Raw genomic sequence first — 22003 nt, 5'->3', positions numbered from 1 at the left:
GAGGAAGGGTTATTACATTTAATCTACGTAAAACTCAATCATCTTGCTGATTTATAAGGACTCTGTAAATATTAATTCATAGATTTATTCATAGCTATTCATAGCTTTAAGTTAATAATCCTGAACAACAACTGAAGACAGTTTACAACTTAACAATATATATTATAACCAAATTTGTGAAAATAATAGTGATAACCATGTTAATCGCCCAAAACCATCTGCAATTTATAATTGAAGTGGCCGTTATAATACAGTTGGGCGTTATACTCCTAATCAATATCATTCCATTTACCTTGAGCATGGTGTTGTTCCTTTCTCTTATTCTGACCATGCTTCTGGCTGGAATATTCAGTGTTGACACTGCTCTGCTCTTTTTACCCTATGTTTCTCATCAGGAATTCACACATCCCTTTGGTCCGCTGGCTGTCTTTGCATGGGTAACACTTTCCGCTTCAGCCAGTCTCTTAAGTGAGGTGGAAATCAAATCTACTTCTATCACTGCCCTTTCTCTCATCCTTTTTGGAGTGATAGCCGTTGCAGGAGGTTTGATGCATCGTTCTTTCCTAATTTTATGGTTCCTTGGATGGTTCCTGGGATACATAATAATGTCCAAAAGCTTCCGCAGAAGTGTGAAAATTACACGGAAAAGGGTTTTAACCGCAGTTGGAGCAGCATTGGGTGGTTTCATCATCCTGGAGATATTATCAAAACTATTCAATGCTTCGGTCTTAAGTCCTCTTCTTCGGTTAACTCGATTGGAGGAATATGCTCTACCCAGCCTTAAAATGGTGATTAAAAACACTACTCTTTGGGGGCACGTGCAGGGTTCCTGCTACTGGGGTGCAAGCTGTCTTGGAGGGTCTGATGGATACCTATCCCTTCCCATGAACATGATAAACACTTTTACCTTACCCTTCCCCCTGTTTTTCGGAGTTTTGGTTACCAAAAAAGACATTATCGACTACATGCTCCCGGGATTATTTGGAGTGGCCTTTGACTTTGGATATGGCGGGCTTCTGGCCTTACTGGCCTGGTGCACTTTTGTTATGTGCAGCGGTTTTTATGTGCTCCGCAAGTACCGCAGCAAAAGGAGAGTGGGTAGCAGGAGGTATCTGGGAAGAGAAGCCCTGCTCATTGGTGCATTAACCGCATTTATTGCCCAGTCCATAATAGGAATTTTCCTTTTCAACCGAACAATCAACGGATCAGCCATGCTTACCTATATATTCCTATCAGGCATGGTAATAGCTCACTTAGTGACAATTAAACCCAGTTTGAGGTAAATTGAAAGTTAATGAAAAATGTAAAATAAAAAATGTAAATAATTAAAAAAATAATATAAAAATTCTAAAAACCCAATATATCTATTTTATTCTAATTTAAGTTATTACATAGCTCAACTGCTTTCCTGGCAGCGGCTTCCATTGATGTTTCATAGCTCACTCCCGCAGAGTGTAGTATTCTTTGCCCTTCTTCTTCATTGGTACCTGTGAGTCTGATAACCAGTGGCACCTTTCTTTCTGAATCATTTAAAACAGTGATAACGCCATGTGCAACATCATCTGCCCTGGTGATTCCACCTAAAACATTCAAAAACACCACTTTAACCTTTGGATTTGATATAACCAGGTTCAGTGCCCGGGCAATATTTTCCTTTGATGCTCCCCCACCTATGTCCAGGAAAGTGGCTGGTTTTCCACCGTATAATTTGATCATATCCATGCCGGTTAGGGTGAGACCTGCACCGTTTCCAATAACTGCTATATCTCCATCCAGTTTCACGTAAGCAAATTCATCAATGGGTTCGGAACTTAATTGTGCCAGATCCTGGTGACGGTACAGCGAATCATCATCAATATCCAGTTTGGCATCAGCAGCTATTAACCCTTTTTGAGTTAAGACTAGGGGGTTGATTTCAGCTATGTTGGCATCGTAGTTTTGGAATACTTGGTAAAGTTTCCAGATGATCCCACCAACTGCTGGAATAAACTTGGAATCTAATCCCATTTTACGGGCTATTTCACGAGCCTGGTAAGGTAAAAACTCTTCCAGTGGATTAAGATGATATTTAACAATTTTTTCAGGATTTTGCCTTGCCACTTCTTCTATATCCATACCCCCAGACATACTGGCCATTATCAGAGGTTTCCGTGCTGATCGATCCACTGCCACACTCACATAGAATTCATCCTGAATATCAAGCATTTCCTCTACCAGAACTTTTTCCACAATTTCACCGCGGATTTCCAGCCCTATAAGTTCTTCAGTGAGTTTAAATGCCATTTCAGGGTTTTGAGCGAATTTTATCCCACCAGCTTTTCCCCTTCCACCAACCAGTACCTGTGACTTTATGGCCACGGATTTATTAATCTCCAGGGCAGCTTTGCGAGCTTTTTCAGGGTTTTCTGCCACAATACTTTTTGGTGTGGGTATTCCATTTACACTGAAAATTTCTTTGGCCTGGTATTCATGAATCTTCATGATTTGACGCCTCCTAAGGCAAGATATGATATCTCTTTGGAATTTTTTATCCTTAAATACAAAATTTTTAATCTCTCACTGGAAGTAATAATCTTTCTGGCAATATTAAATTTCACTGGGATTACTGGAATTATATCATCATCCTTAAATGAAATAATCCCTGATGAAGATTTTATATAATCTCTCACTGAGAATTTATACTCATCTAGGAAAGAGTTTTTATACGTGATTAGTAATTTATGCTTCCTCACGGGAAAGTTCCATTCCTGCTTCAAATGCTAACAGGTTCTTATCCTCAGTTCCAGGAGGTACGCTTGCTTTTATGGCTTCTCGTGCAGCTTCCTCAGATATGGCTTGGGTGAATCCAGTTATAGCTCCAATCATTACAATGTTAGCCACAATTCGAAGTCCCACTTTTTCATCAGCTGTGCGGGTGGCTGGAGCATGGTAAACTTTAATTTCATGTTTTTCTATAAATGCACTGATTTCATCCTCTATAACCATGTCTGGGTCGATAATCAGGATACCGCCATGTTTTAAACCATCGAGATATGCTAAAAGGGCCTCGTGGGACATGGCCACAAAGATGTCCGGATGATGAACCTTGGGATAGTCGATTTCCTCATCACTGATTACTAGTTCGGTTCGGGATGCACCTCCACGAGCTTCCGGGCCATAGGACTGTGTTTGAACTGCGTATAATCCATCATACAACGCTGCGGCCTTGCCTATTACTATCCCAGCCAGTATTACTCCTTGACCTCCGAAACCAGCTATTCTAATTTCTTTACGCAAATTTATCCCCCCTGATATGCGGATCTGGTTGCTGATGGTTTTCCAGTTGTGCATTTATCTTCAAGTAACTGGCAGACATTATCTGAGAATTCTGGTTCTTCTTTATTTTCAAATTCCCCTACTATGATTTTCCCCTCCAGTTCCTCTGGTGAAAGTTTATCAGCTCTTCTTTTAACAATGCTTTCCTCTTTCATCCATTTCATCATCTCAATGGGAGAACGCATCCTGTTTTTCCTACCGAAATAGGTGGGACACTGGGATATAACTTCTATGAATGAGAACCCCCTATTTTGAAGTCCTTTTTTAATAGCGTTAGATAGTTGCACTGGTTGGGCAGTGGTCCAACGAGCTACGTATGTTGCTCCGGCAGCTTTCACCATCTCTGAAAGATTGAATGATCTTTCCAGTGCCCCGTATGGTGCAGTTGATCCGTAACTTCCCTGGGGACTGGTGGGGCTAATCTGGCCTCCGGTCATACCATAGATGCTGTTGTTGATACAAATTACAGTGATGTTTATGTTACGACGAGCAGCGTGAATAAGGTGGTTGCCTCCAATTGCTGCGGCATCTCCGTCTCCGGTGAATACCACCACCTCGTTTTGGGTGTTGGCCAGTTTGATTCCGGTGGCGAATGATATGGGTCGGCCATGAGTGGTGTGCAGTGAGTCACATTTAACGTAGCCTGGTATTCGGGAGGAACATCCAATTCCTGATACCATAACCACCTTTTCAAAGTCCACTTCTGCCATTTCCATACCATTGAAGAATGTGTTCATGATAATTCCATTTCCGCATCCTGCGCAGAAAATATGGGGAAGCCTGTCCTTCCTTAAATACTTCATAAAACGGTTTTCCCTGTTTTGGTCCATCTTCTCCATCTCCATGGGATGAAAATTATTTATTAATCTTGATTTATTTGATTAAATATTAATTATCAGTTAATTTATTTAATAGTGGAATTAGGATTGTATAATTTTTAATCAATGTTTACCCTTTGATTTTTTCTAAAATTTCTTCTGGGAAGTGCATTTCACCACCGATTTTAGGTGCTAATTCCACTTGTGATTGGGGAAGAATTCTTTGAACTTCGTAGAAGATCTGTCCCAGGTTCATCTCTACCACAAGCACCCTATTTGCTTTACCCACAGCATTACGGATCATTTCCTCTGGGAACGGCCAGACAATGTCTATTTTTATAAATCCTGCCTTAATACCCTGATCTCTGGCAGTTCTCACTGCTTTAAGAGCAGATCTTGATGGTGCGCCGTAGGAAACTACGATTATTTCCGCATCTTCAGTACTCTCTGTTTTTATCCGGGATATTTCATCGGTGTGGTGGAGGATTTTATCACATAAACGTTTCACCAGTTTGGAGTGTGCCTGTGGATTTGAAGCTTCCGGGTATCCGCGTTCATCATGTGTCAATCCGGTGATGTGCATTTTGTATCCATCGCCGAAAGATGGCATGGGACTGGTTCCATCAGGTGCTGCATGATATGGTAGGAATTTTTCTGGTCCTTCGGTGGGCATTTGACGGGCCTTGATATCAACTTTATCCGGAATGGTGATTTTCTCCCGCATATGACCTACAATTTCGTCACTCATCACCATAACTGGTACTCTGTACGCCTCAGCCAGGTTGAATGCTTCTACAGTGAAGTCAAAACATTCCTGAACTGATGATGGTGATAAAGCTATTAATTCATAGTCTCCGTGGGATCCCCAGCGGGCCTGCATCATATCACTTTGACTGGCCATGGTGGGTTGTCCTGTGGATGGTGACCCCCTTTGCATGTTGACGATTACCAGAGGGGTTTCAGTCATCACTGCATAGCCTATATGTTCCTGCATTAGTGAGAATCCCGGACCTGAAGTGGCGGTCATTCCTTTCATACCCGACCAAACTGCTCCGATAACTGCACCCAGGGCAGCGATTTCATCTTCCATCTGGACAAATATCCCCCCTTCTCGGGGTAAGAACACTGCCATATCCTCTGCGATTTCTGTGGAAGGAGTTATGGGGTATCCGGCGAAAAATCGGCAGCCGGCTTTTATTGCTCCTCTGGCACAGGCCTCATTACCCTGTATAAAATAATCTTCAGTTTTCATCCTTCTCATCCGCTTTTTCATCAACTTTTATTGCCTGATCAGGACACATCATGACACATAACTGGCATTGTGTGCATTTGTCCTCATTTTCAGGTACTGGAACATGCACCCCTTTCTTGTTTAGGGTCCCGGATTCCTGGTAAACCTTACGGGGACAGAACTCAGTGCAGATATTGCATCCCTTACAAAGATTTTCATCAACGGTTATCATGAAATCTACCATTTTTTATATTATTAGCTATTTTAGTTAACTATTGATATTATCAAAAATATTTTAAATGAATTGTTTAAGATCCCCCAACCAGTACATTAGACTATATGTCCATTTGACTATGTATACGTTAAATTGGATTATAGGTTTTATATTTATTTAATCCACTTCCTCCACGTACATCAAAGGGTATTGAAGTTCTTCAATGTATTGCATGCGCACTACTGCTCTGACCCCCTTATACTCGGATACCAGCCGCACATCCAGCATATCCCCAGTAAGAGAAAGATAATCATATTCATTCTCTGTTTCCTTCAGTAGTTCACGATTGATTTGCACCTTTACACTGCTAATGCATGGTTGTAAGGACAATGATTCTTCCATAGCTGTTTCCAGGGAATCCGCACTTTTTATATTTACTGGTGTGCCTACGAACTGGTGGAAGAGCGCACCCATGGTAATTGCTCCTTCAAATATGGATCTTTCTCTTGTGGTGATGTTTTGAAAGTATTTTTCATCATTCATCCAAACACCTCTTATGAGTTTCAATTACATTCTATAAAAATTTTTAAACTTAACCACAGCTTTAACTTAAGAGCAGACTATGTTTATTGACTAGATTAGCTCTTATTTAGCGTTTTAAATCTTATTCATTTATATGCAATGTATAAATCGACTTTAGAATCCTAATCCCAGAAAATCAGTTACTCTGGATATGTTTGATTCCAGAGTACTGGGTGGGGTGGGAAAGAAATAACCAAGAACCAGGAAGAATGTTAAAGCTACTGTAACCAGGAAGACTATGGCTCTGTCTTCTTTAACTGGGTATAAGTAACTTAAAACTGTTCCTGCGGCCATGAATGCCACGATTATGATAATAGCATAATACTGTTGTGGATTAGCCATCCTTACGGTTTTGATGGGTTGTATGTTTCCCTGCTTAGCTTTGATTATCAACCTCTCCTTGGTTGAACCCAGAGGATAGCAGGTGATGAGAAACAGCACATTTCCCTGTTCAACTGATAATCGGTAATCCGCAGGTACGATTGTACTGTTTTCTATGGTGTATTCAACGTAGCCTATTCCCGGCCATTCCAGGGTTACGTTATCTCCTGGTTGTAGCTGGTCAAGTTTCAGGAAGGGTGATCCATGAAATGTGCGATGACCAAATAATACCACTGTGCCGCTGCCTGGTTTAGCTGATTGAGGCTCATGATAAATTCCATAATCAACGGATTTATTGTTAATAGCCTCATCAACCCCGATCTTGGGTATTGTTACGTAAGGGGTCTCTCCAGGTTGCTGGTTAAGAGTTTGGGTGGAAGAATAGTAATTAACCTCAATCAATGCATACGCAGAGATAATGAGCATACCTGCTATTATAAAAAAGGTGGACATTTTCATGGGATTTCACTTGATGGGCCTGTATCAAATTTTTAAGATCAAAATATAAAATTAATACAATAAAAGATAAATTAAGGAATGTTGATGTTCATTATGTTCTTATTATCATTTTATATCTGAAGGGTGTTTTATTTTCCTATCATTTAAGAGATTAAGGGGATGGTTTTATTATCAGTCTCAATTTTCAAATCCATTTTATTTTTGAGATTAATTAGATTTCTGGTAGATCATGGGATATAAAAATTTGGATAAAAATAAAAAAATAGAAAAAAAAGTTTGATCTCCTTATCTCCTTCACTTTCGGAAGAATTTAGCGTAGCTTACTCCACCAGCTATGATCACAGCTCCCACCACAAAGAGGGCAAATGGAACTCCAGTTTCAGAGGTGGGTATTGTAGCATTGGTGGCAGCCGCAGCAGTGGTGGGGATGTTGTATGATGATGAGCCTGCACTTCCTTTATATGTGGAACTGCTCCCTGCTGGCCACTGATAAGTGTAAGAGAAATGTTTGCTTTGGCCCGGGTACAGAACAACATCCCAAGCTGCAGTATTTGCCCATGAAAGCTGTTTATCAATGTAAGTTACCTGAGGATTACTATAGGTGAGGTTTGAGTCAATTGGAACAATTGGTGCTCTTACAATCCCCGAAACTTTCGGACGGGTTGTATCATTATTTTTAATCCAGAAACAGAACTGACCCTTCCATGATTCAAGTTTTAAACTAGGATTTAAGTACTCAATTTCATTAGGCAGGAACCATGATGCTTGTAAGCCAGGTTCATTTAAAAGGGGCCAGAAAGTGTTATTGATTCCAGGTTGTCTTATATAATTAGGATACTCTGCAGTAGGGGTTGGATAGGCAACTAGTTTAAATGAAACTGTTTTGGTTTCACCCGCTTGGATCTTCCATCCGAGATCATCCTCATCAACATCATTCATAAATTTGATCATTTTTAATGCACAGGGGTCAGTCCATGCAATCTGCCAATATATGGGTGTAGCTGGATCCAGTGTTCCCTGATATCTTTGGCTAATCTTGAAATATTCAACATGGTCATTGTTGTTTTTTATAGTTACGGTGATGATGGCTTGAAGATAAGTGAAAAATACTTCTGAACTTTGTTCTTGAACCCATGCCTGCTGATCTTTGAATGGATCATCCCATGCCCATGAAGATGAAATGACTGTGAATAGGATTAAAGCTATTAAAGCTATCACAGTCAAGTTTAGTTTGTTTAAGTTCATCTTTTACTTCCCCCAATTATTAGATGTTTTTGATAATTTCACCTTCAGGGACTCATCCTGTTCCATATATCCTCTTCAACTCAGTTATCATCCATTCAGGAGCTTTCTGGGTTGGAACAGTTAGTTGCAAGCTTTGGCTGTTCTGCATAAGGAAAAGTGCATTTTCACGGGGCACTTCCAGAACAATCATGTATCTCACATCAAGTTCACCAAGATTCGAAGCACGTTCAAAGTCGGATAATCTCCAACCATAGGCTTTTAGTAAGCTATTTACCTGTGCCTCGTTCCAGGTCCTTGAAGCAGCGGCCTTTAGAAGCTCTTCAACATCAGTTCCAGCACTTTGACTCCTACTGTTAGTCATGGTTAGGGTATTGAAGGCTATCTCCTGGGATTGTTGCAACTGAGCAGTCACAGCTCCACTGTCTTTAGCCCTTAATATGGCCAGGACAGTAGATCCACTAATTGTGGGGGATGTTCCACTGGTTTGTGTAGTTTCAGTTGTGTTGGTGGCATTGGTTGCTGGGGTTGATGTGGAAGTATTTGTTGTGGCAAGATAAACATCCACCGTGTCTCCTACATTGACCAGACCTCCAGCAGCCTGCAGTCTGCTTATTATTATGGGCACAGCAACTGTATCCGGTGTTTTTATTTCCATGTTGGATAATACTGCGGCATCCGCCTCATTAACTATCTTCTGAGCATCCGATGTTTTCATCATGAGGTTTTTCTGTCCACCCGCAGCATAGGTAATCATCACCCGACCATAGGGATCTTTTTTGGCTTCTATCTGTTGATTCTGATATTCTCGCCATCCAGAGGTAGCTGGACCAATAACATCTACAGCCAGAACCATTTCTGGAGTGGTCCCACCATCTATTTCCGCCAAAATGGATGATTTTCTTGGATCTAATGCAAGGGGTCCCTTAAAGTAGGTGTTAACCTCGGTGATCTTGGTTTGTTTCGCTGCGGACATGGCATCCTGGTAGGGTGCGTAAACAAAAAAGTAGTAACCGGCGCCAACCAAAACTATGAGTATAATTCCAAAAACAGCCGCCCCCACCAGAGTTTTCTGATCATCATCAGGAAGTCCTCTTCCCAAACCAGCCGCAGCACCAAAACCACCCTTTTTCTTCGGTTGCTTTTTAAGTGGTGGTTTCAATGTAGGTCTGTCCTTAGCCATGGGGCGAGGTTTGGGCCGTGGCTTGGGCATGGGTCGGGGGATCTTCTTTTCTGAGGAAGGTTTCTCATCTCCCCCTTTGCCATTGCTGTTAATTTTTTCCTTGGATTTTTCAGTGGCCTTGGACACCATACCCTTTAAACGCCCCCCAATGTCCGAGTCCTGTTTTTTCCCTTCTTTACGCAGATCAGGGACATCTTTCTTATCTTTATCCTTCTTTCCTAAGATCTTATCTAACATGTGGACCACTTCTAGAAAGTCTGCCGTATAATTCCATAAGAGGCACTATTAATACATATAATATAGTGAAGATGAATAAAAGCTTTGCGGGAAGATAGTTAATAGTTGATAAAATGTTCTGTGGCAAAATTGTTCCAATGATCAATACAGCGCCTCCAACCATAATTATCATTCCCCTAAATTTGGGATACTCAATGGTACTTATCATGAACACCGCTATCACCGCCATGATGATTAGTGCAAGGTCCATTCGAAACATACCTGAGAGGTAGAATGATCCTAGTATCAAGGCAGTGATAGGTATAGGTAGTCCCACGAATTTTTCTCCACCTGGAACATCAGTTGAATCTACCAGTACATTGAACCGGGAGAGTCTTAATATTCCACATATAACTATTAGGAGTGCTACTAGTATATTAATGTATTGGATAAAAAACCATTGGCACGCAGAAAACAAAAGCATTCCGGGTGCAACACCAAATGAGATCACATCCGAAAGTGAGTCCATGTTCTTGCCAAAACCATGTTCATCAACCCGGTTAGTTCGACGGGCTACCCAACCATCCACAGAGTCAAAGATCACCGCCAAGAGCATGAACTGGGCTGCCAGTATTAAGTTTCCAGTGGACACCATTACCACAGCAAGGAACCCTGAAGATGCATTTGCCAAGGAAACCAAGTCAGCAGCAGCCATATAATGACTTATCTTCATATTAGTACTCCAACATTAATTATAAAGCCATTTTTAATTTTTTTTATGCATCCGGGCAATGATAGTCTCCCCTGCAGTTGGTTTTTTCCCTTCACTGACTAGCAATTCAGTGTTTTCAAAAGGGATAATAAGATCAACCCTGGAACCAAATCTTATCATTCCCAGACGGTCCCCTGTTTTCACATGGTCCCCAACTTCAACATATTGAACTATGCGCCGGGCAACAAAACCTGCTATCTGAATAACTCCCACTTTTCCATACTCTGAATCTATAACTATTAAATTCTTTTCATTTTCCGTAAGTACATTTCTCATGGCAATTTTAAATTTACCAGAGTAATGTTTGGTCTTCACTATGGTGCCTGAGATGGGAGCCCGATTAACATGGACATCAAAAGGTGACATGAAGGTACTTACCAAAATACCTTTTCCTCCAGGACTTAGTATGTACTTCATCAGAGGATCATGGTAATGAACTGTTTTTACCCGATCAATTTTTCCCTTAAACACTCTTCCATCAGCTGGAGCAACAATCAAGCCATCATTCTGAGGAATATGACGCTTAGGGTCCCTAAAAAACTGCATCAGAAAAGCTATGCCTGAGAACATTAGGAAACTAATAATAAAATAGCCAAAAAGGAAAGGTAAAACCGCCAGGGTTAATAAAATGCCAACTTTTTTGAAAGTTCCCTTGACGAACATCTGTAATCCCTAGATCAAAATTTAATTATGATTGTTTATATGTGTGTTAACCCTTTTTTCAGACAATAAGCAACATATCATAAGTATAATTATACATATTTAGAAAGTGTATACTGATAGTAAAGTTAATCAATTACTTATATATTTAGAAATACTAGAGTAGTTCTATTGTTAATCATTGTATTATTATATTTTCTAGAAAGGTTAAACTACGCTATATTGTTCAGATAATAAAAAATTGTAGCGATTGACAGTGCTATATATATAAATTTGGAAAATGAATTGAACTTAATCACTACTGATATTATTATTAAAGGCAGGTTTAATCATTTTATTTATATATTATAGAAATTAAATTCATATGTCGAACTATTTATTGTAAAATTTTCAAGAAAATATTAATTCAATTTTATATGAAAGTGGTGACTGATGATCGAGAATAAAATAAAAATCCTGCGAAAGGCAGCAGAAGTTTCCACCGTTCTAGATTCAGATTATATCTGGTGTGTGATTGCAGGTAATGAGGATATGGTTAATAATGTAGCATACTCCGCCATAGTAGACAAGGACAGAGTGAGAATATTATGCAGGGAGCATGTAACCACCAGAGAATCATTCGTAACCAAAAAATTTGATTTTATCATGCTTCATGGAGAAACCAGTAAAATAAGAGAGCTGAGTATGATATGTAAAGAAAATGGTGGAGCTTATCTAAAAATAGCACCTTATTACGTTAAAGATGAGGCTAACCTTCTTTTAATAGTTGGTCCTGAAAATTCCATTAAAAAATTTATTGGTGATAGTGAAAAAAGTCGGGTTAAACTTTCATTCCTAATAGAGGATCAGACCACTGGTTTCATAGAAACCGATGTGTATATAACTAACATGTTACCTCGTTTCATTCGAAACACCATTGACCCCCTTTTTAAAATGGCGGATGTTGCATTATCCACTGTTTTATTATCTGCAGATGATGAGAACATTCCGAAGATAAAGGAGATTGCCAAGTCAAATAAGATATTCTTAATAGAATTTAACAAAATATTGAAGGAGGATTAATAAATGTTCAGTTTTTTAAGTAAAAAAGAGGAAGTAGAAGAGGAGAAGAAAAAAGCTCTGTCCAACACTTTGGGAATCGATCTCGGAACCCTTAACACTGTGGTGGCCAGACCATCAGGAGATAAATTTGATTTATTCAAAATCCCTTCAGTAGTAGCCGTGAAGAAAGAAGACCCGGGTTACGTTCTAGCTGTTGGTGAAGAAGCTAAGTCCATGTTAGGAAGAACCCCTGAAGATATTATTGCTGTCCGACCACTCCGGCAGGGAGTTATTGAAAGCATAGCCCAGGCAGAAGCCCTCCTGGTTTATGCCATGGAACTGGGTTCCGGTGAAGCCATGGAAACCATTGACCGTATAGTTGTGGGCATCCCTGGTGATGCTTCCGAAGTGGAGAAAAAAGCTGTGGAAGATATCGGGAAGAAAGCAGGAGCTAATTATGTTCTGGTAATAAGTGAAGGACTGGCAGCAGCAATTGGTTCCGGTTTACCCATCGCAGAAGCTTCAGGTACCATGGTTATTGATATAGGCGCAGGATCCAGTGATGTGGTGGTTATCTCCCTGGGAGGAATAACTGACATTGAAACCATACGCAGTGGTGGAGATGATGTGGATAACAACATTGTGGAAAAAGTTAAAGAGATCTACAATGTAGAAATAGGACTTCACGAAGCTGAGAAAGCAAAAATAGAAGTGGGCATGGTTCATTCTGAGAATGAAACCGAAGTTGGTAAAACCACTGTTATTGGTAAATCCATGGAAACCAACAAACCTGAAAAAGTTGAAATTAATTCCACTCTGGTGGCAGACGCTGCTGAGCCCATAATCGTGAACCTTGTAGAGGCCTTAGCAAAAGTCCTGGAAAGAATGTCTCCTGAATTGATTTCCGGAGTTTACAATAAGACCGTTGTAGTTGGAGGCACATCCCAACTTAAAGGACTTAAAGAACGTATCTATGAGGAAGTTGGTGTGCCAGTGGAGATATCAGATGACCCTATGACTGTAGTTGCCAAAGGAACTGCAATTGTAGCAGCTGAACCACGCGCACTGGAACCCGAAGTGCGTTTAAAAGCCATGAAATAAAATCATGGCTAAACTTTTTTAAAAATCATTTATACAATTGCCATGAATCATCCTCACAAAAAATATTCATCCCCTTAAGAGGAAAGGGTAACCATCCATGAAACTTTTAGGAATAGATGAAGCAGGTAGAGGATCCGTTTTAGGGCCTTTAGTTGTTTCAGGTGTAGCATTAGAAGAAGATAGAGTTAAATTTTTAGAAAGACTATGTTTAAAGGATTCTAAAAAGATTTCACCCAAAAGAAGAATTGCTTTGTACCGTAAGATAAATAGAATTGCTGAATGTCAAACTGTGCACATTAAAGCCCAAGATATTGACATGCTTCGTTCAAGAGATATTAACCTCAACGAAATTGAAAAAATAGCCATTAACCAGATAATCAATAGATTGAATCCAACCACATGTTACATCGATTCCATGGATGTTAAACCAGAACGCTTAACCAGTGAATTAGAAACTTTACACCCAGAAATTAAGGTACTAGCTGAACACAAAGCAGATGACACTTATCCTATTGTCTCTGCTGCCTCTATTATCGCCAAAGTGGAACGTGACCGGGCTATTCAGGATATTAAGAAAGAATATGAAAATATAGGATCCGGGTATCCCAGTGACCCCCAAACCATAGAATTTCTAAAAACAATACCCTCAGGAGAACTACCTGATTTTATACGCAGATCATGGGCCACTGTGGAGAGAATTCGAGGAAAAGAATAAGTTTTTAATATCAAACCATATTGTACTATAAAGGGGAAAGAATGATTTACGAATTTTTTGCAGGCTCCTTCAACACCTTACTGGAGATGTTCAAAAGTGGAGGAGTTATAACTTATATCATTACCATAATCGGAATATATGGTATTATCTATTCTCTTGAGAAGCTTTATTATTTGCGCAAGATATCACAGGTAACTTTACCCCAGATCATGGGTGAAGTTAACAAAGCCATGGAAAGAGGCGGATCCCTGGAAGCTTTACGTTCTATTGGACGTTATCAAAACCCAGTTTCAAAGATCGTTGCCGAGGCATTGAAAATTGGTTTTCGTAATAATAGAGAAGTTGAGGATGCCATGGAAAGGGTTTTTATTGTGGAAATGGGTCGGATGACCAAAGGACTGGACACCATCCGTACTATTATTGAACTTGCACCCTTATTAGGACTTATTGGAACTGTTTTAGGAATGTGGTACACTTTCAAAGCCATGGGAGTGAATGCCAGTGCCACCGGCATGGCTGAAGGAATTTACGTGGCATTAATAACCACTATTGCCGGTTTAACCGTTGCCATAATCCTGTTGCCACTTTACTCAATTATTAATGGTAGAATAGAAAGTGAGTTAGATAAGATCGAAATTGCTAAAAAGATGACTAACTGGCGCACTGCAGAGATGCGTATAAATGTAGAAACAGACGTTAAAAAAGCATCAGAAGCTTTAAAAGAATCAGATGGTATTCTAGAAGTAAAAGAAATACTGGATAAAAATGCCAATATCTGGATTTCATTTAATCCCCATATGCTGGAAAAAAGTATTGGCAACATTATAAAAGAAAAATGTAATGCTGAAGCAAGAATAGTGGAAAGCAAGCTGAAGCAGTGACTTTAGATAGTAAAAACATTAATTTAATAGAAGCATCACGGAAAAAATATAAAAAAAGTACATATAAGTATGCTATCTGTTGTTAACTATCTTTTATTTAATATTTGATTATTGGAGAATGATTATTGCATTATTTGCAGAAAGTTGTGGGAGAATAATATGACCATCGATACCACTAGTTACCGGAGGAAATTGCACAGCAGACAGGCTCGGGTTAACCTAGTACCCCTTATTGACGTGATTTTTACCATCCTCATATTTCTCATGGTAACCAGTAGTTTTCAGGCAGTTGCAGACACCACTGCTAGCAGTGGAAAACCTCAAGTTAGTCAAAGTAGTGGCAGCTCAGAGTATTACCTAATACCAGTGGCAGGTCTTAAAAAAGTAACCGTAAATGGAGTGGATATGTCCAGTTATATTCGTAAAAGTGCCATTGCAGTTCACACTAGGGTAATTGATGAAGGAGAAATAAGCATCAAACCAAAGGATGGGGCTATCATCATCATAACTCCTCCAGATATGAGTCCAGAAAAGGCAGTTAGCATACCTCAAACCTAACTTTATAATTTATTATATAACATATAACTTTAAAAGAACTAAACTGTACATGAACAAAATTAGTTAAATAAATTAGTTAAATATTAATTCGCTTTATTATAAGAGAAAATAATTAAAAAAATCTAAAATAGTTAAGATAAACCCGTTTAAAAAAAGTTTAACAAAAATAATTAGCCTTTGAGGAAACTGATTCATTTTATTATGAGTTATCTTTCTCCCAGAAAAAATTTATAAAAAAGATGGTAAATGAAAGGTGATTTAATGTATCTAGGAAGAATACTGGCAGTGGGAAGTAATGAAGATGGGAACTTTGTGGCTTATAGGGTTTCCAGCAGATCATTCCCTAACAGGATTACCCGTACTTTTAAGGATAGAGTAGCAGTGATCCCTAAAGAAGGCTATGAAAAAGATGTTTTTGAAAGCCCATATATTGCCTACAACTGCATACGTCTGGTGGGTGATGTGGCAGTGGTTTCCAATGGATCCCATACAGATGTTATTGCTGAGAAGATTGCCTCGGGTATGAGCATCCGAGATTCATTAGCACTTTCCCTTATGACCATGGATTATGAGAAGGATGATTTTAACACCCCCCGTATAGCTGGAGCCACCACTCTGGAGGGAGAATCATACATAGGTATTGTTACTCATGAAAAAGTCCAGGTAGAAAAAGTACCGGCTAATGAAGCTAGTTATATATCAGTTTATGAACATATAAACCCTAATAAAGTCAAATTTGCTGCATCAAATGCTTCTGAAGCTGCTCAATTTATAATGGATGGTGGTAAGTTTTCCCAATTCACCAACCCAGTGAGTTCTGCGGCTGCATTTGGTCAGAATTCTTGGGAGTTGAAATCAATTTAGATAAAAAAATGGGTATGGTCCTTTTTCATATCCTTTTTCATTTCTAAATTTTATAATAGACTATTATTTAATATGTAAATTTGTCTGATAATTTGATTCTAATAAAATTGAATCTAAATCTAATAATGTAGACTCATTGGATATATAATCATTGAAATCCTTTACTAGAATAGGATAATAAGTTAGTATAAAATTTTGAAAAATCTAAAAAATAGTATTTATCACTGATAATATATCACTGATATGAATGATGCGCCTTTTTTATATCCTGTTTGTATTATTGATCTGGAATCAGCTTTCAAAGTTAAGTTAGTGGTGCAACCATGGAAATCAAAATTATAGGTCTCACACACATCCCCCTCATTAAAAAGGGAGATTCAATATCTCTTCTGATTCTGAAAGCTGCAAAAAAGCAGGGCATTTCATTAGAAGATGAGGATGTTCTTATAGTCGCTGAAACTGCAGTGGCTAAATCAGAAGGGAATTTTATTCATCTAAATGACTTGGATCCTGGAGAAAAAGCTCTTGAAATTTCCAGAATCACTGGAAAAAATGCCGAGCTGGTTGAGGCAATACTTCAAGAGTCTGAAGAGATCATTAAGGTGGGACCGGACTTCATTATTTCTGAAACCAAACACGGTTTCGTCTGTGCCAATGCAGGTATTGATGAATCCAACGTGGACCAGGGACTGGCAACACCCATACCTATTAACCCCGATGACAGTGCCCGTCAAATTAGGGAAAAAATTGAAGAAAAAACTGGTAAAAATATTGCCGTCATAATATCTGATACCCAGGGAAGAGCCTTCCGGGAAGGTGCTATAGGAACAGCCATTGGTATTTCTGGAATGGAACCACTATGGGATCGTTGCGGTGAGCTGGACTTGTATGGTAGAAAACTTCAAACCACACAGATAGCTGTAGCCGATGAGCTGGCATCAGCAGCATCCCTGGTAATGGGACAGGCTGATGAAGGCATACCTGTAGTTATAATCCGGGGCGTTTCTTACTTTAAAAAGCTAAAGAATGATTCGGCCACCATCAAACCATTGATAAGGCCAAAAAGATATGATGTTTTTCGTGATTAATGGATTATTTTGAAATTTAATACTATTCCTGTTATTATTCCTGTTATTTAAAATACTGTGAAAATTAAATGAAAGGATTTTTAACTGAAAAATGTTTAGAGTAGTACTTGACTAGAGTAGTACTTGATTGAATTTTGACATTTAATTGGATATAATAGTTTGATATGAGTTGATCCCTATGCCTGTAAATCAGATGGAAACCCAACTGGAAGCAATAACCACCACCATTGCATATTTAAAGAAGCAAAAAACCTGTGATCCTGTGGTGGTGGAAAAACTGAAAATTGAACGTGACCGTCTGCTGCGAGAACTTAATGTACACCGAATTTAATGAATTGATAAAATGATATGTGTCCTTTCCGGTGGAACTGGTACACCTAAGCTATTGCAGGGCATGGTGCAGGTGATAGAACCAGAAGATATTACGGTGATTGTAAACACGGTAGAGAATAATTATTTCTCAGGAGTTTACGTGGCCCCAGACGTGGATACTGTACTTTACACCCTGGCCGGGATCATCAATGAGGAAACATGGTACGGGGTTAAGGAAGATAGTTTTATTACCCATGACCGGTTAAAGGAGATCGGATGTCCGGAAACCCTCAGGATTGGGGATCGTGACCGTGCCCTCAAGATTCAAAAAACCATCCTAATGGAGAATAAAACATTTTCTCAGGCTGTGGATATTCAAAGACGAGAACTGGGCATCAAATCGCGTGTAATTCCCATGAGTGACCAGGAATCTCATATCACCATCAGCACTGACATTGGTGAACTGGAGTTTCATGAGTTTCTGGTAGAACATCAGGGAACCCCCCAAGTAGTTGATATTTACTACCAGAAAGTAGATCCAGCACCCGGAGTGATTGAGGCCATTGAAAATTCAGATATGGTAGTTATAGGACCATCAAACCCCATAACTTCAATCGGACCAATAATATCAACCAAAAGCGTGGTGAAAGCCCTTCAAAAAACTTATGTTGTGGGTGTTTCCCCCATCATTGGGAATCATCCAGTTAGTGGACCTGCTGCTAAATTTATGCAGGCTAAGGGTTATGAAGTTTCATCTTTAGGTGTTGCTGAGATATATAAAGATTTTCTGGACAAATTCATTATTGATATCGCTGATAAAGATCAGGGTAAAGAAATAGAAAGACTAATAAAAGATGTTATGATAACTCAGACCATAATGAGAAATATCACAGATAAAATAAATTTAGCCAGATGTATTTTGGGTGAAAATGTATGATACAAATGACTTTAATACAGATTGACAACTATGGCCCCTGGACTGTTACCCCCACACCCCGGGCCGAAGCCGACCTGCAGATTCTGCAGGCAGAATTATACGCCGACCTGCAAAGGCAATTCGCAGCCAAAGGAGGACTGGTTTTCTTCACCCGCTTTGATAACATGCTGGCAGTGACCAACGGAGTGGATATGGATCATCATCTTCGTATCCAGAAATCAATTAACAACCGCTACCCCATCACCGTGAGTATGGGTGTGGGAACCGCAGAAACTCCCTACGAAGCCCAGAGAAGTGCTACCAGTGCACTGCAAAAATATGGTGGGGCACAATCCGAGGATCGTAGCGAAATTCTGGCAATTGAAGGACTGGTTAATCCAGATGATAGCTTCGTACAGATTGCCCACATTGACATAAATGGAATTACTGATTCACTCACCGACATTATTCCAGCATACGATACATCTTTCATAGTAAACCGGGTTCAGCATTTCCTCATGAAAAAATTGATTGAAAAGGGATCTCTACTCTTTTTCATTGGTGGGGATAATTTCATGTCTCCCTGTAATGGTATGACTCCAGAGGGAATCCTCACCATAATAGAGGAAATTGAAGAAGAAATTAACATCGCCCTCAAGGCAGGTGTGGGAAAGGCCCCAACCGCTGAAAAAGCCGCTAACCTCGCTGATTTAGCTTTAGAAGAAATTAGAGACGGGAACACTTATAATCTAGTTCATGTGATGAAATAATTTATCAATAATCCTTTAATGTTATTATAATTATTATTGTTATATTTGAGTTATTCCACTATGGCGACTCTATAGACAAAAATCGTCAGCTAAGAATCTGGTATGTTTTTGTATTATATGTTTGATTAACTATCCATCAAACTATCTTTCTCATTCATACGGCTTAAATTGATAATTAAATAATTTTAAACCAAGAATTGGAGTGTATTGTTATTAAAGTACTGGCTCCCATGGCCGGCATTACTGATGGTGATTTTTGTCGTAAGCTTTCAACTTACGGTTTTGACATGGTAACTTTAGGAGGTTACAATGCTGATGCCGCCACCATAAAAGCAGGCAGTAAAATCCTAGCACGAGGAAGGTTGGAATTTGATATTGGAGAAGAAGAATTAGTAAACCATATTGAAGAACAAACTCTCCTGGTTAAGGAAGGAAAATCTTGGGATGGGATGATTTCTGTGAATCTTCGTTCTCTTACCCCAGAACCCATTATAGAAATTTCCAAACTTGAAAATGTGGATGTGGTGGAGATCAATGCCCACTGCAGGCAGCCAGAGATAACAGATCTTGGATGTGGTCAGGCTCTTTTAGAAAACCCTTCCCATCTGGAAAATTTCACCAGAAAAGTGGTACAGAAATCTAAATGTCAGGTTTCTGTGAAGATCAGGGCAAATGTGCCTGGTGTTGATGATATCAGATTAGCCCAGGTTATTGAGAATTCTGGAGCAGATTATATCCATGTTGATGCCATGAACCCGGGTTTTGACACTGCTGATTATGAAATAATAAAGTCAATCCGAAAGGAAACTTCAATGTTTATTATTGGCAATAATTCCATAAGAGACCTCCAATCTGCCAGGAAAATGTTAGATGCTGGAGCTGATGGAATATCAATTGCCCGAGCTACTATGAATGGAACACTACCTTTTGATCTATCTCTAATATAGAAAGAGGATATTTTTTTATATCCTATAATTTTTAATATAAAATCATATAAAAATAAATGTAATAGATCAGAAATAACATAACTATTACGTTCATGGAAAAATTAACTCACTAACTAATTATTCAGGAAAAAAGGTGGTTGTATGTCTTTTATAAAATTAGAAAATGTCACCAAGTCCTTTGACGGAACGGTAATCCTTAAAAATTTGAACATAACCATAAATGAAGGATCTGTCCTGGGTATTCTCGGAAGGAGTGGTTCTGGAAAGTCTGTGCTCATAAACATGTTAAGAGGAATGAAAGATTACCGGCCCAATGAAGGCCGAATCATTTATACCGTGGCTGTTTGCCCAGAATGTATGAGAGTGGAACCGCCTTCAATGGAAAGCAAATCTTGTAAATGTGGAGGCAGTTTCAAAGTACAGAAGGTTGATTTCTGGAATGCTGATCGTAAACTTTTTGCTGCTATCAAACGCCGTATTTCTATTATGTTACAGAGGACATTTGCCTTGTACGAAGATGATACAGTTATTGATAACGTTATAAAATCAATATCCGGACATGACGAAGAAGAAAGCACTTATATGGCCATCGACCTACTGGACATGGCCCAGATGACCCACAGAATAACCCATATTGCCCGGGACTTAAGTGGGGGGGAAAAACAACGAGTAGTTCTTGCCCGTCAGATTGCCAAGGAACCGATGATTTTCCTGGCTGACGAACCTACAGGTACCCTTGACCCTCAAACTGCAGAATTAATCCACCAGGCACTAATCGAAGGAGTGAAAGAGCAGGGCACCACCATGGTAATTACCTCCCACTGGCCAGAAGTTATGCGCCAGCTTTCCGATTATGTTATCTGGCTGGAGAAAGGAGAAATCAAGGAAGAAGGAGATCCAGAAACAGTGGTACAGAGTTTCCTGGACCAAGTACCACTCCCTGAAAAGAAAACTGAATACAAAACTGGCGGTCCCATAATTAAAATGGAAGGAGTTAAAAAACATTACTACTCCATTGACCGGGGTGTGGTAAAGGCCGTGGATGGTATAGATCTGGTTGTGGATCAAGGAGAAATATTCGGAGTGGTAGGACTTTCTGGAGCCGGGAAAACCACCCTTTCCCGCATTCTCTACGGACTTACCGATCCCAGCAGTGGACAGATCATGGTTAAATTAGGGGAAGACTGGATAGACATGACAGAAAAGGGTATATTCGGAAGAGGCCGAGTTAAACCCTATTTAGGAATTTTACACCAGGAATACAGTTTATACCCCCATCGTAATGTTCTGGGAAACCTTACTGAAGCCATAAGCCTGGAATTACCTGCAGAATTTGCAAAAATGAAGGCACTGTACGTTCTAAATGCTGTGGGTTTTGATGAGAACTATGCTGAAAAAATAATTACCAAATATCCTGATGAACTGAGTGGTGGAGAACGTCACCGAGTGGCTTTAGCCCAAGTTCTGATTAAAGAACCAAATATAGTGATATTAGACGAACCTACTGGTACCATGGATCCCATAACCAGAGTACAGGTTACTGATTCCATCCGTAGGGCTCGAGATGAACTTAAACAAACTTTCCTGATTATAAGTCATGATATGGACTTCGTGCTGGATGTCTGTGACCGAGCCGCCCTCATGAGAGGAGGTAAAATCTTGAAAACAGGCTTGCCCGCAGAAATTGTAGAAGACCTGACCCCTTCAGAGAAAGAAAAAATGTTAAAGGAGGAATAA

24 protein-coding genes are annotated in these 22003 nt (G+C 39.5%); 13 read left to right on the top strand and 11 right to left on the bottom strand.

What is annotated here, in order from left to right:
• Positions 1 to 197 precede the first annotated feature (197 nt).
• Positions 198 to 1283, top strand: coding sequence for a hypothetical protein (locus tag HVN35_00550; GenBank protein ID NYB51050.1), 1086 nt, complete (start codon positions 198 to 200; stop codon positions 1281 to 1283).
• Positions 1284 to 1374: 91 nt separating this feature from the next.
• Here HVN35_00550 and sucC read toward each other — a convergent pair whose 3' ends face one another.
• The 11 genes from sucC to HVN35_00495 form a co-directional block, all read right to left on the bottom strand.
• Entirely contained in the window at positions 1375 to 2481 is a 1107-nt protein-coding gene (gene sucC, locus HVN35_00545; GenBank protein ID NYB51049.1) for an ADP-forming succinate--CoA ligase subunit beta, read from the bottom strand.
• Between the two features lie 237 nt (positions 2482 to 2718).
• A complete protein-coding gene (locus HVN35_00540) occupies positions 2719 to 3330 on the bottom strand; it encodes a 2-oxoacid:ferredoxin oxidoreductase subunit gamma (GenBank protein NYB51048.1) in 612 nt (203 codons plus the stop codon).
• Positions 3279 to 4160, bottom strand: coding sequence for a 2-oxoacid:ferredoxin oxidoreductase subunit beta (locus HVN35_00535; protein ID NYB51047.1), 882 nt, complete (start codon positions 4158 to 4160; stop codon positions 3279 to 3281). The genes HVN35_00540 and HVN35_00535 overlap by 52 nt, the downstream gene beginning before the upstream one ends.
• Positions 4161 to 4263: 103 nt before the next feature.
• The gene (locus tag HVN35_00530) at positions 4264 to 5385 is read right to left on the bottom strand and encodes a 2-oxoacid:acceptor oxidoreductase subunit alpha (protein NYB51046.1); all 1122 of its coding nucleotides are present in this window, start codon (positions 5383 to 5385) and stop codon (positions 4264 to 4266) included.
• The gene (locus HVN35_00525) at positions 5375 to 5596 is read right to left on the bottom strand and encodes a ferredoxin family protein (protein ID NYB51045.1); all 222 of its coding nucleotides are present in this window, start codon (positions 5594 to 5596) and stop codon (positions 5375 to 5377) included. The genes HVN35_00530 and HVN35_00525 overlap by 11 nt, the downstream gene beginning before the upstream one ends.
• Positions 5597 to 5755: 159 nt before the next feature.
• A complete protein-coding gene (locus HVN35_00520; protein ID NYB51044.1) occupies positions 5756 to 6121 on the bottom strand; it encodes a dihydroneopterin aldolase family protein in 366 nt (121 codons plus the stop codon).
• 153 nt (positions 6122 to 6274) lie between these two features.
• Positions 6275 to 7000 (bottom strand): class E sortase, encoded by a 726-nt coding sequence (locus tag HVN35_00515; protein NYB51043.1) that lies wholly within the window; start codon positions 6998 to 7000, stop codon positions 6275 to 6277.
• 294 nt (positions 7001 to 7294) lie between these two features.
• A complete protein-coding gene (locus HVN35_00510) occupies positions 7295 to 8245 on the bottom strand; it encodes a hypothetical protein (protein ID NYB51042.1) in 951 nt (316 codons plus the stop codon).
• 52 nt (positions 8246 to 8297) lie between these two features.
• Positions 8298 to 9662 (bottom strand): DUF515 domain-containing protein, encoded by a 1365-nt coding sequence (locus HVN35_00505; GenBank protein NYB51041.1) that lies wholly within the window; start codon positions 9660 to 9662, stop codon positions 8298 to 8300.
• On the bottom strand, positions 9652 to 10374 hold the full coding sequence (locus HVN35_00500) for an archaetidylserine synthase (protein NYB51040.1): 723 nt from the start codon (positions 10372 to 10374) through the stop codon (positions 9652 to 9654). The genes HVN35_00505 and HVN35_00500 overlap by 11 nt, the downstream gene beginning before the upstream one ends.
• 33 nt (positions 10375 to 10407) lie before the next feature.
• Positions 10408 to 11076: a phosphatidylserine decarboxylase family protein gene (locus HVN35_00495; protein ID NYB51039.1), complete on the bottom strand. Its 669-nt coding sequence runs from the start codon at positions 11074 to 11076 to the stop codon at positions 10408 to 10410.
• A 429-nt stretch (positions 11077 to 11505) separates the two neighbouring features.
• On the opposite strand from HVN35_00495, the gene HVN35_00490 reads away from it, so the two are divergent.
• The 12 genes from HVN35_00490 (at position 11506) to atwA (ending at position 22003) form a co-directional block, all read left to right on the top strand.
• Positions 11506 to 12135, top strand: coding sequence for a hypothetical protein (locus HVN35_00490; GenBank protein ID NYB51038.1), 630 nt, complete (start codon positions 11506 to 11508; stop codon positions 12133 to 12135).
• Positions 12136 to 12138: 3 nt separating this feature from the next.
• Positions 12139 to 13215 carry a rod shape-determining protein gene (locus HVN35_00485; protein NYB51037.1) on the top strand — a complete coding sequence of 359 codons (1077 nt, stop codon included), beginning with the start codon at positions 12139 to 12141 and terminating at the stop codon, positions 13213 to 13215.
• Positions 13216 to 13312: 97 nt separating this feature from the next.
• Positions 13313 to 13930 (top strand): ribonuclease HII, encoded by a 618-nt coding sequence (locus tag HVN35_00480; GenBank protein NYB51036.1) that lies wholly within the window; start codon positions 13313 to 13315, stop codon positions 13928 to 13930.
• A 41-nt stretch (positions 13931 to 13971) separates the two neighbouring features.
• Positions 13972 to 14811, top strand: a complete 840-nt coding sequence (locus HVN35_00475) for a MotA/TolQ/ExbB proton channel family protein (GenBank protein NYB51035.1) — start codon at positions 13972 to 13974, stop codon at positions 14809 to 14811.
• A gap of 159 nt (positions 14812 to 14970) precedes the next feature.
• Positions 14971 to 15369 (top strand): biopolymer transporter ExbD, encoded by a 399-nt coding sequence (locus HVN35_00470; GenBank protein NYB51034.1) that lies wholly within the window; start codon positions 14971 to 14973, stop codon positions 15367 to 15369.
• A 261-nt stretch (positions 15370 to 15630) separates the two neighbouring features.
• Positions 15631 to 16233 carry an IMP cyclohydrolase gene (locus HVN35_00465; protein ID NYB51033.1) on the top strand — a complete coding sequence of 201 codons (603 nt, stop codon included), beginning with the start codon at positions 15631 to 15633 and terminating at the stop codon, positions 16231 to 16233.
• Between the two features lie 323 nt (positions 16234 to 16556).
• Positions 16557 to 17321 carry a coenzyme F420-0:L-glutamate ligase gene (locus HVN35_00460; protein NYB51032.1) on the top strand — a complete coding sequence of 255 codons (765 nt, stop codon included), beginning with the start codon at positions 16557 to 16559 and terminating at the stop codon, positions 17319 to 17321.
• Between the two features lie 178 nt (positions 17322 to 17499).
• A complete protein-coding gene (locus HVN35_00455) occupies positions 17500 to 17652 on the top strand; it encodes a hypothetical protein (GenBank protein NYB51031.1) in 153 nt (50 codons plus the stop codon).
• A 12-nt stretch (positions 17653 to 17664) separates the two neighbouring features.
• Positions 17665 to 18570: a 2-phospho-L-lactate transferase gene (locus HVN35_00450; protein ID NYB51030.1), complete on the top strand. Its 906-nt coding sequence runs from the start codon at positions 17665 to 17667 to the stop codon at positions 18568 to 18570.
• Entirely contained in the window at positions 18567 to 19319 is a 753-nt protein-coding gene (locus tag HVN35_00445) for a GTP cyclohydrolase IIa (protein ID NYB51029.1), read from the top strand. Before HVN35_00450 ends, HVN35_00445 begins: the two co-directional genes overlap by 4 nt.
• A gap of 230 nt (positions 19320 to 19549) precedes the next feature.
• Positions 19550 to 20266 (top strand): tRNA-dihydrouridine synthase, encoded by a 717-nt coding sequence (locus HVN35_00440; protein NYB51028.1) that lies wholly within the window; start codon positions 19550 to 19552, stop codon positions 20264 to 20266.
• A 141-nt stretch (positions 20267 to 20407) separates the two neighbouring features.
• Positions 20408 to 22003 carry a methyl coenzyme M reductase system, component A2 gene (atwA, locus tag HVN35_00435; GenBank protein NYB51027.1) on the top strand — a complete coding sequence of 532 codons (1596 nt, stop codon included), beginning with the start codon at positions 20408 to 20410 and terminating at the stop codon, positions 22001 to 22003.

This window comes from Methanobacteriaceae archaeon, assembly GCA_013403005.1.
In the GTDB taxonomy this organism is placed as follows: Archaea; Methanobacteriota; Methanobacteria; order Methanobacteriales; family Methanobacteriaceae; genus Methanobacterium.
This window is presented reverse-complemented; position numbering and strand designations above follow the sequence as displayed.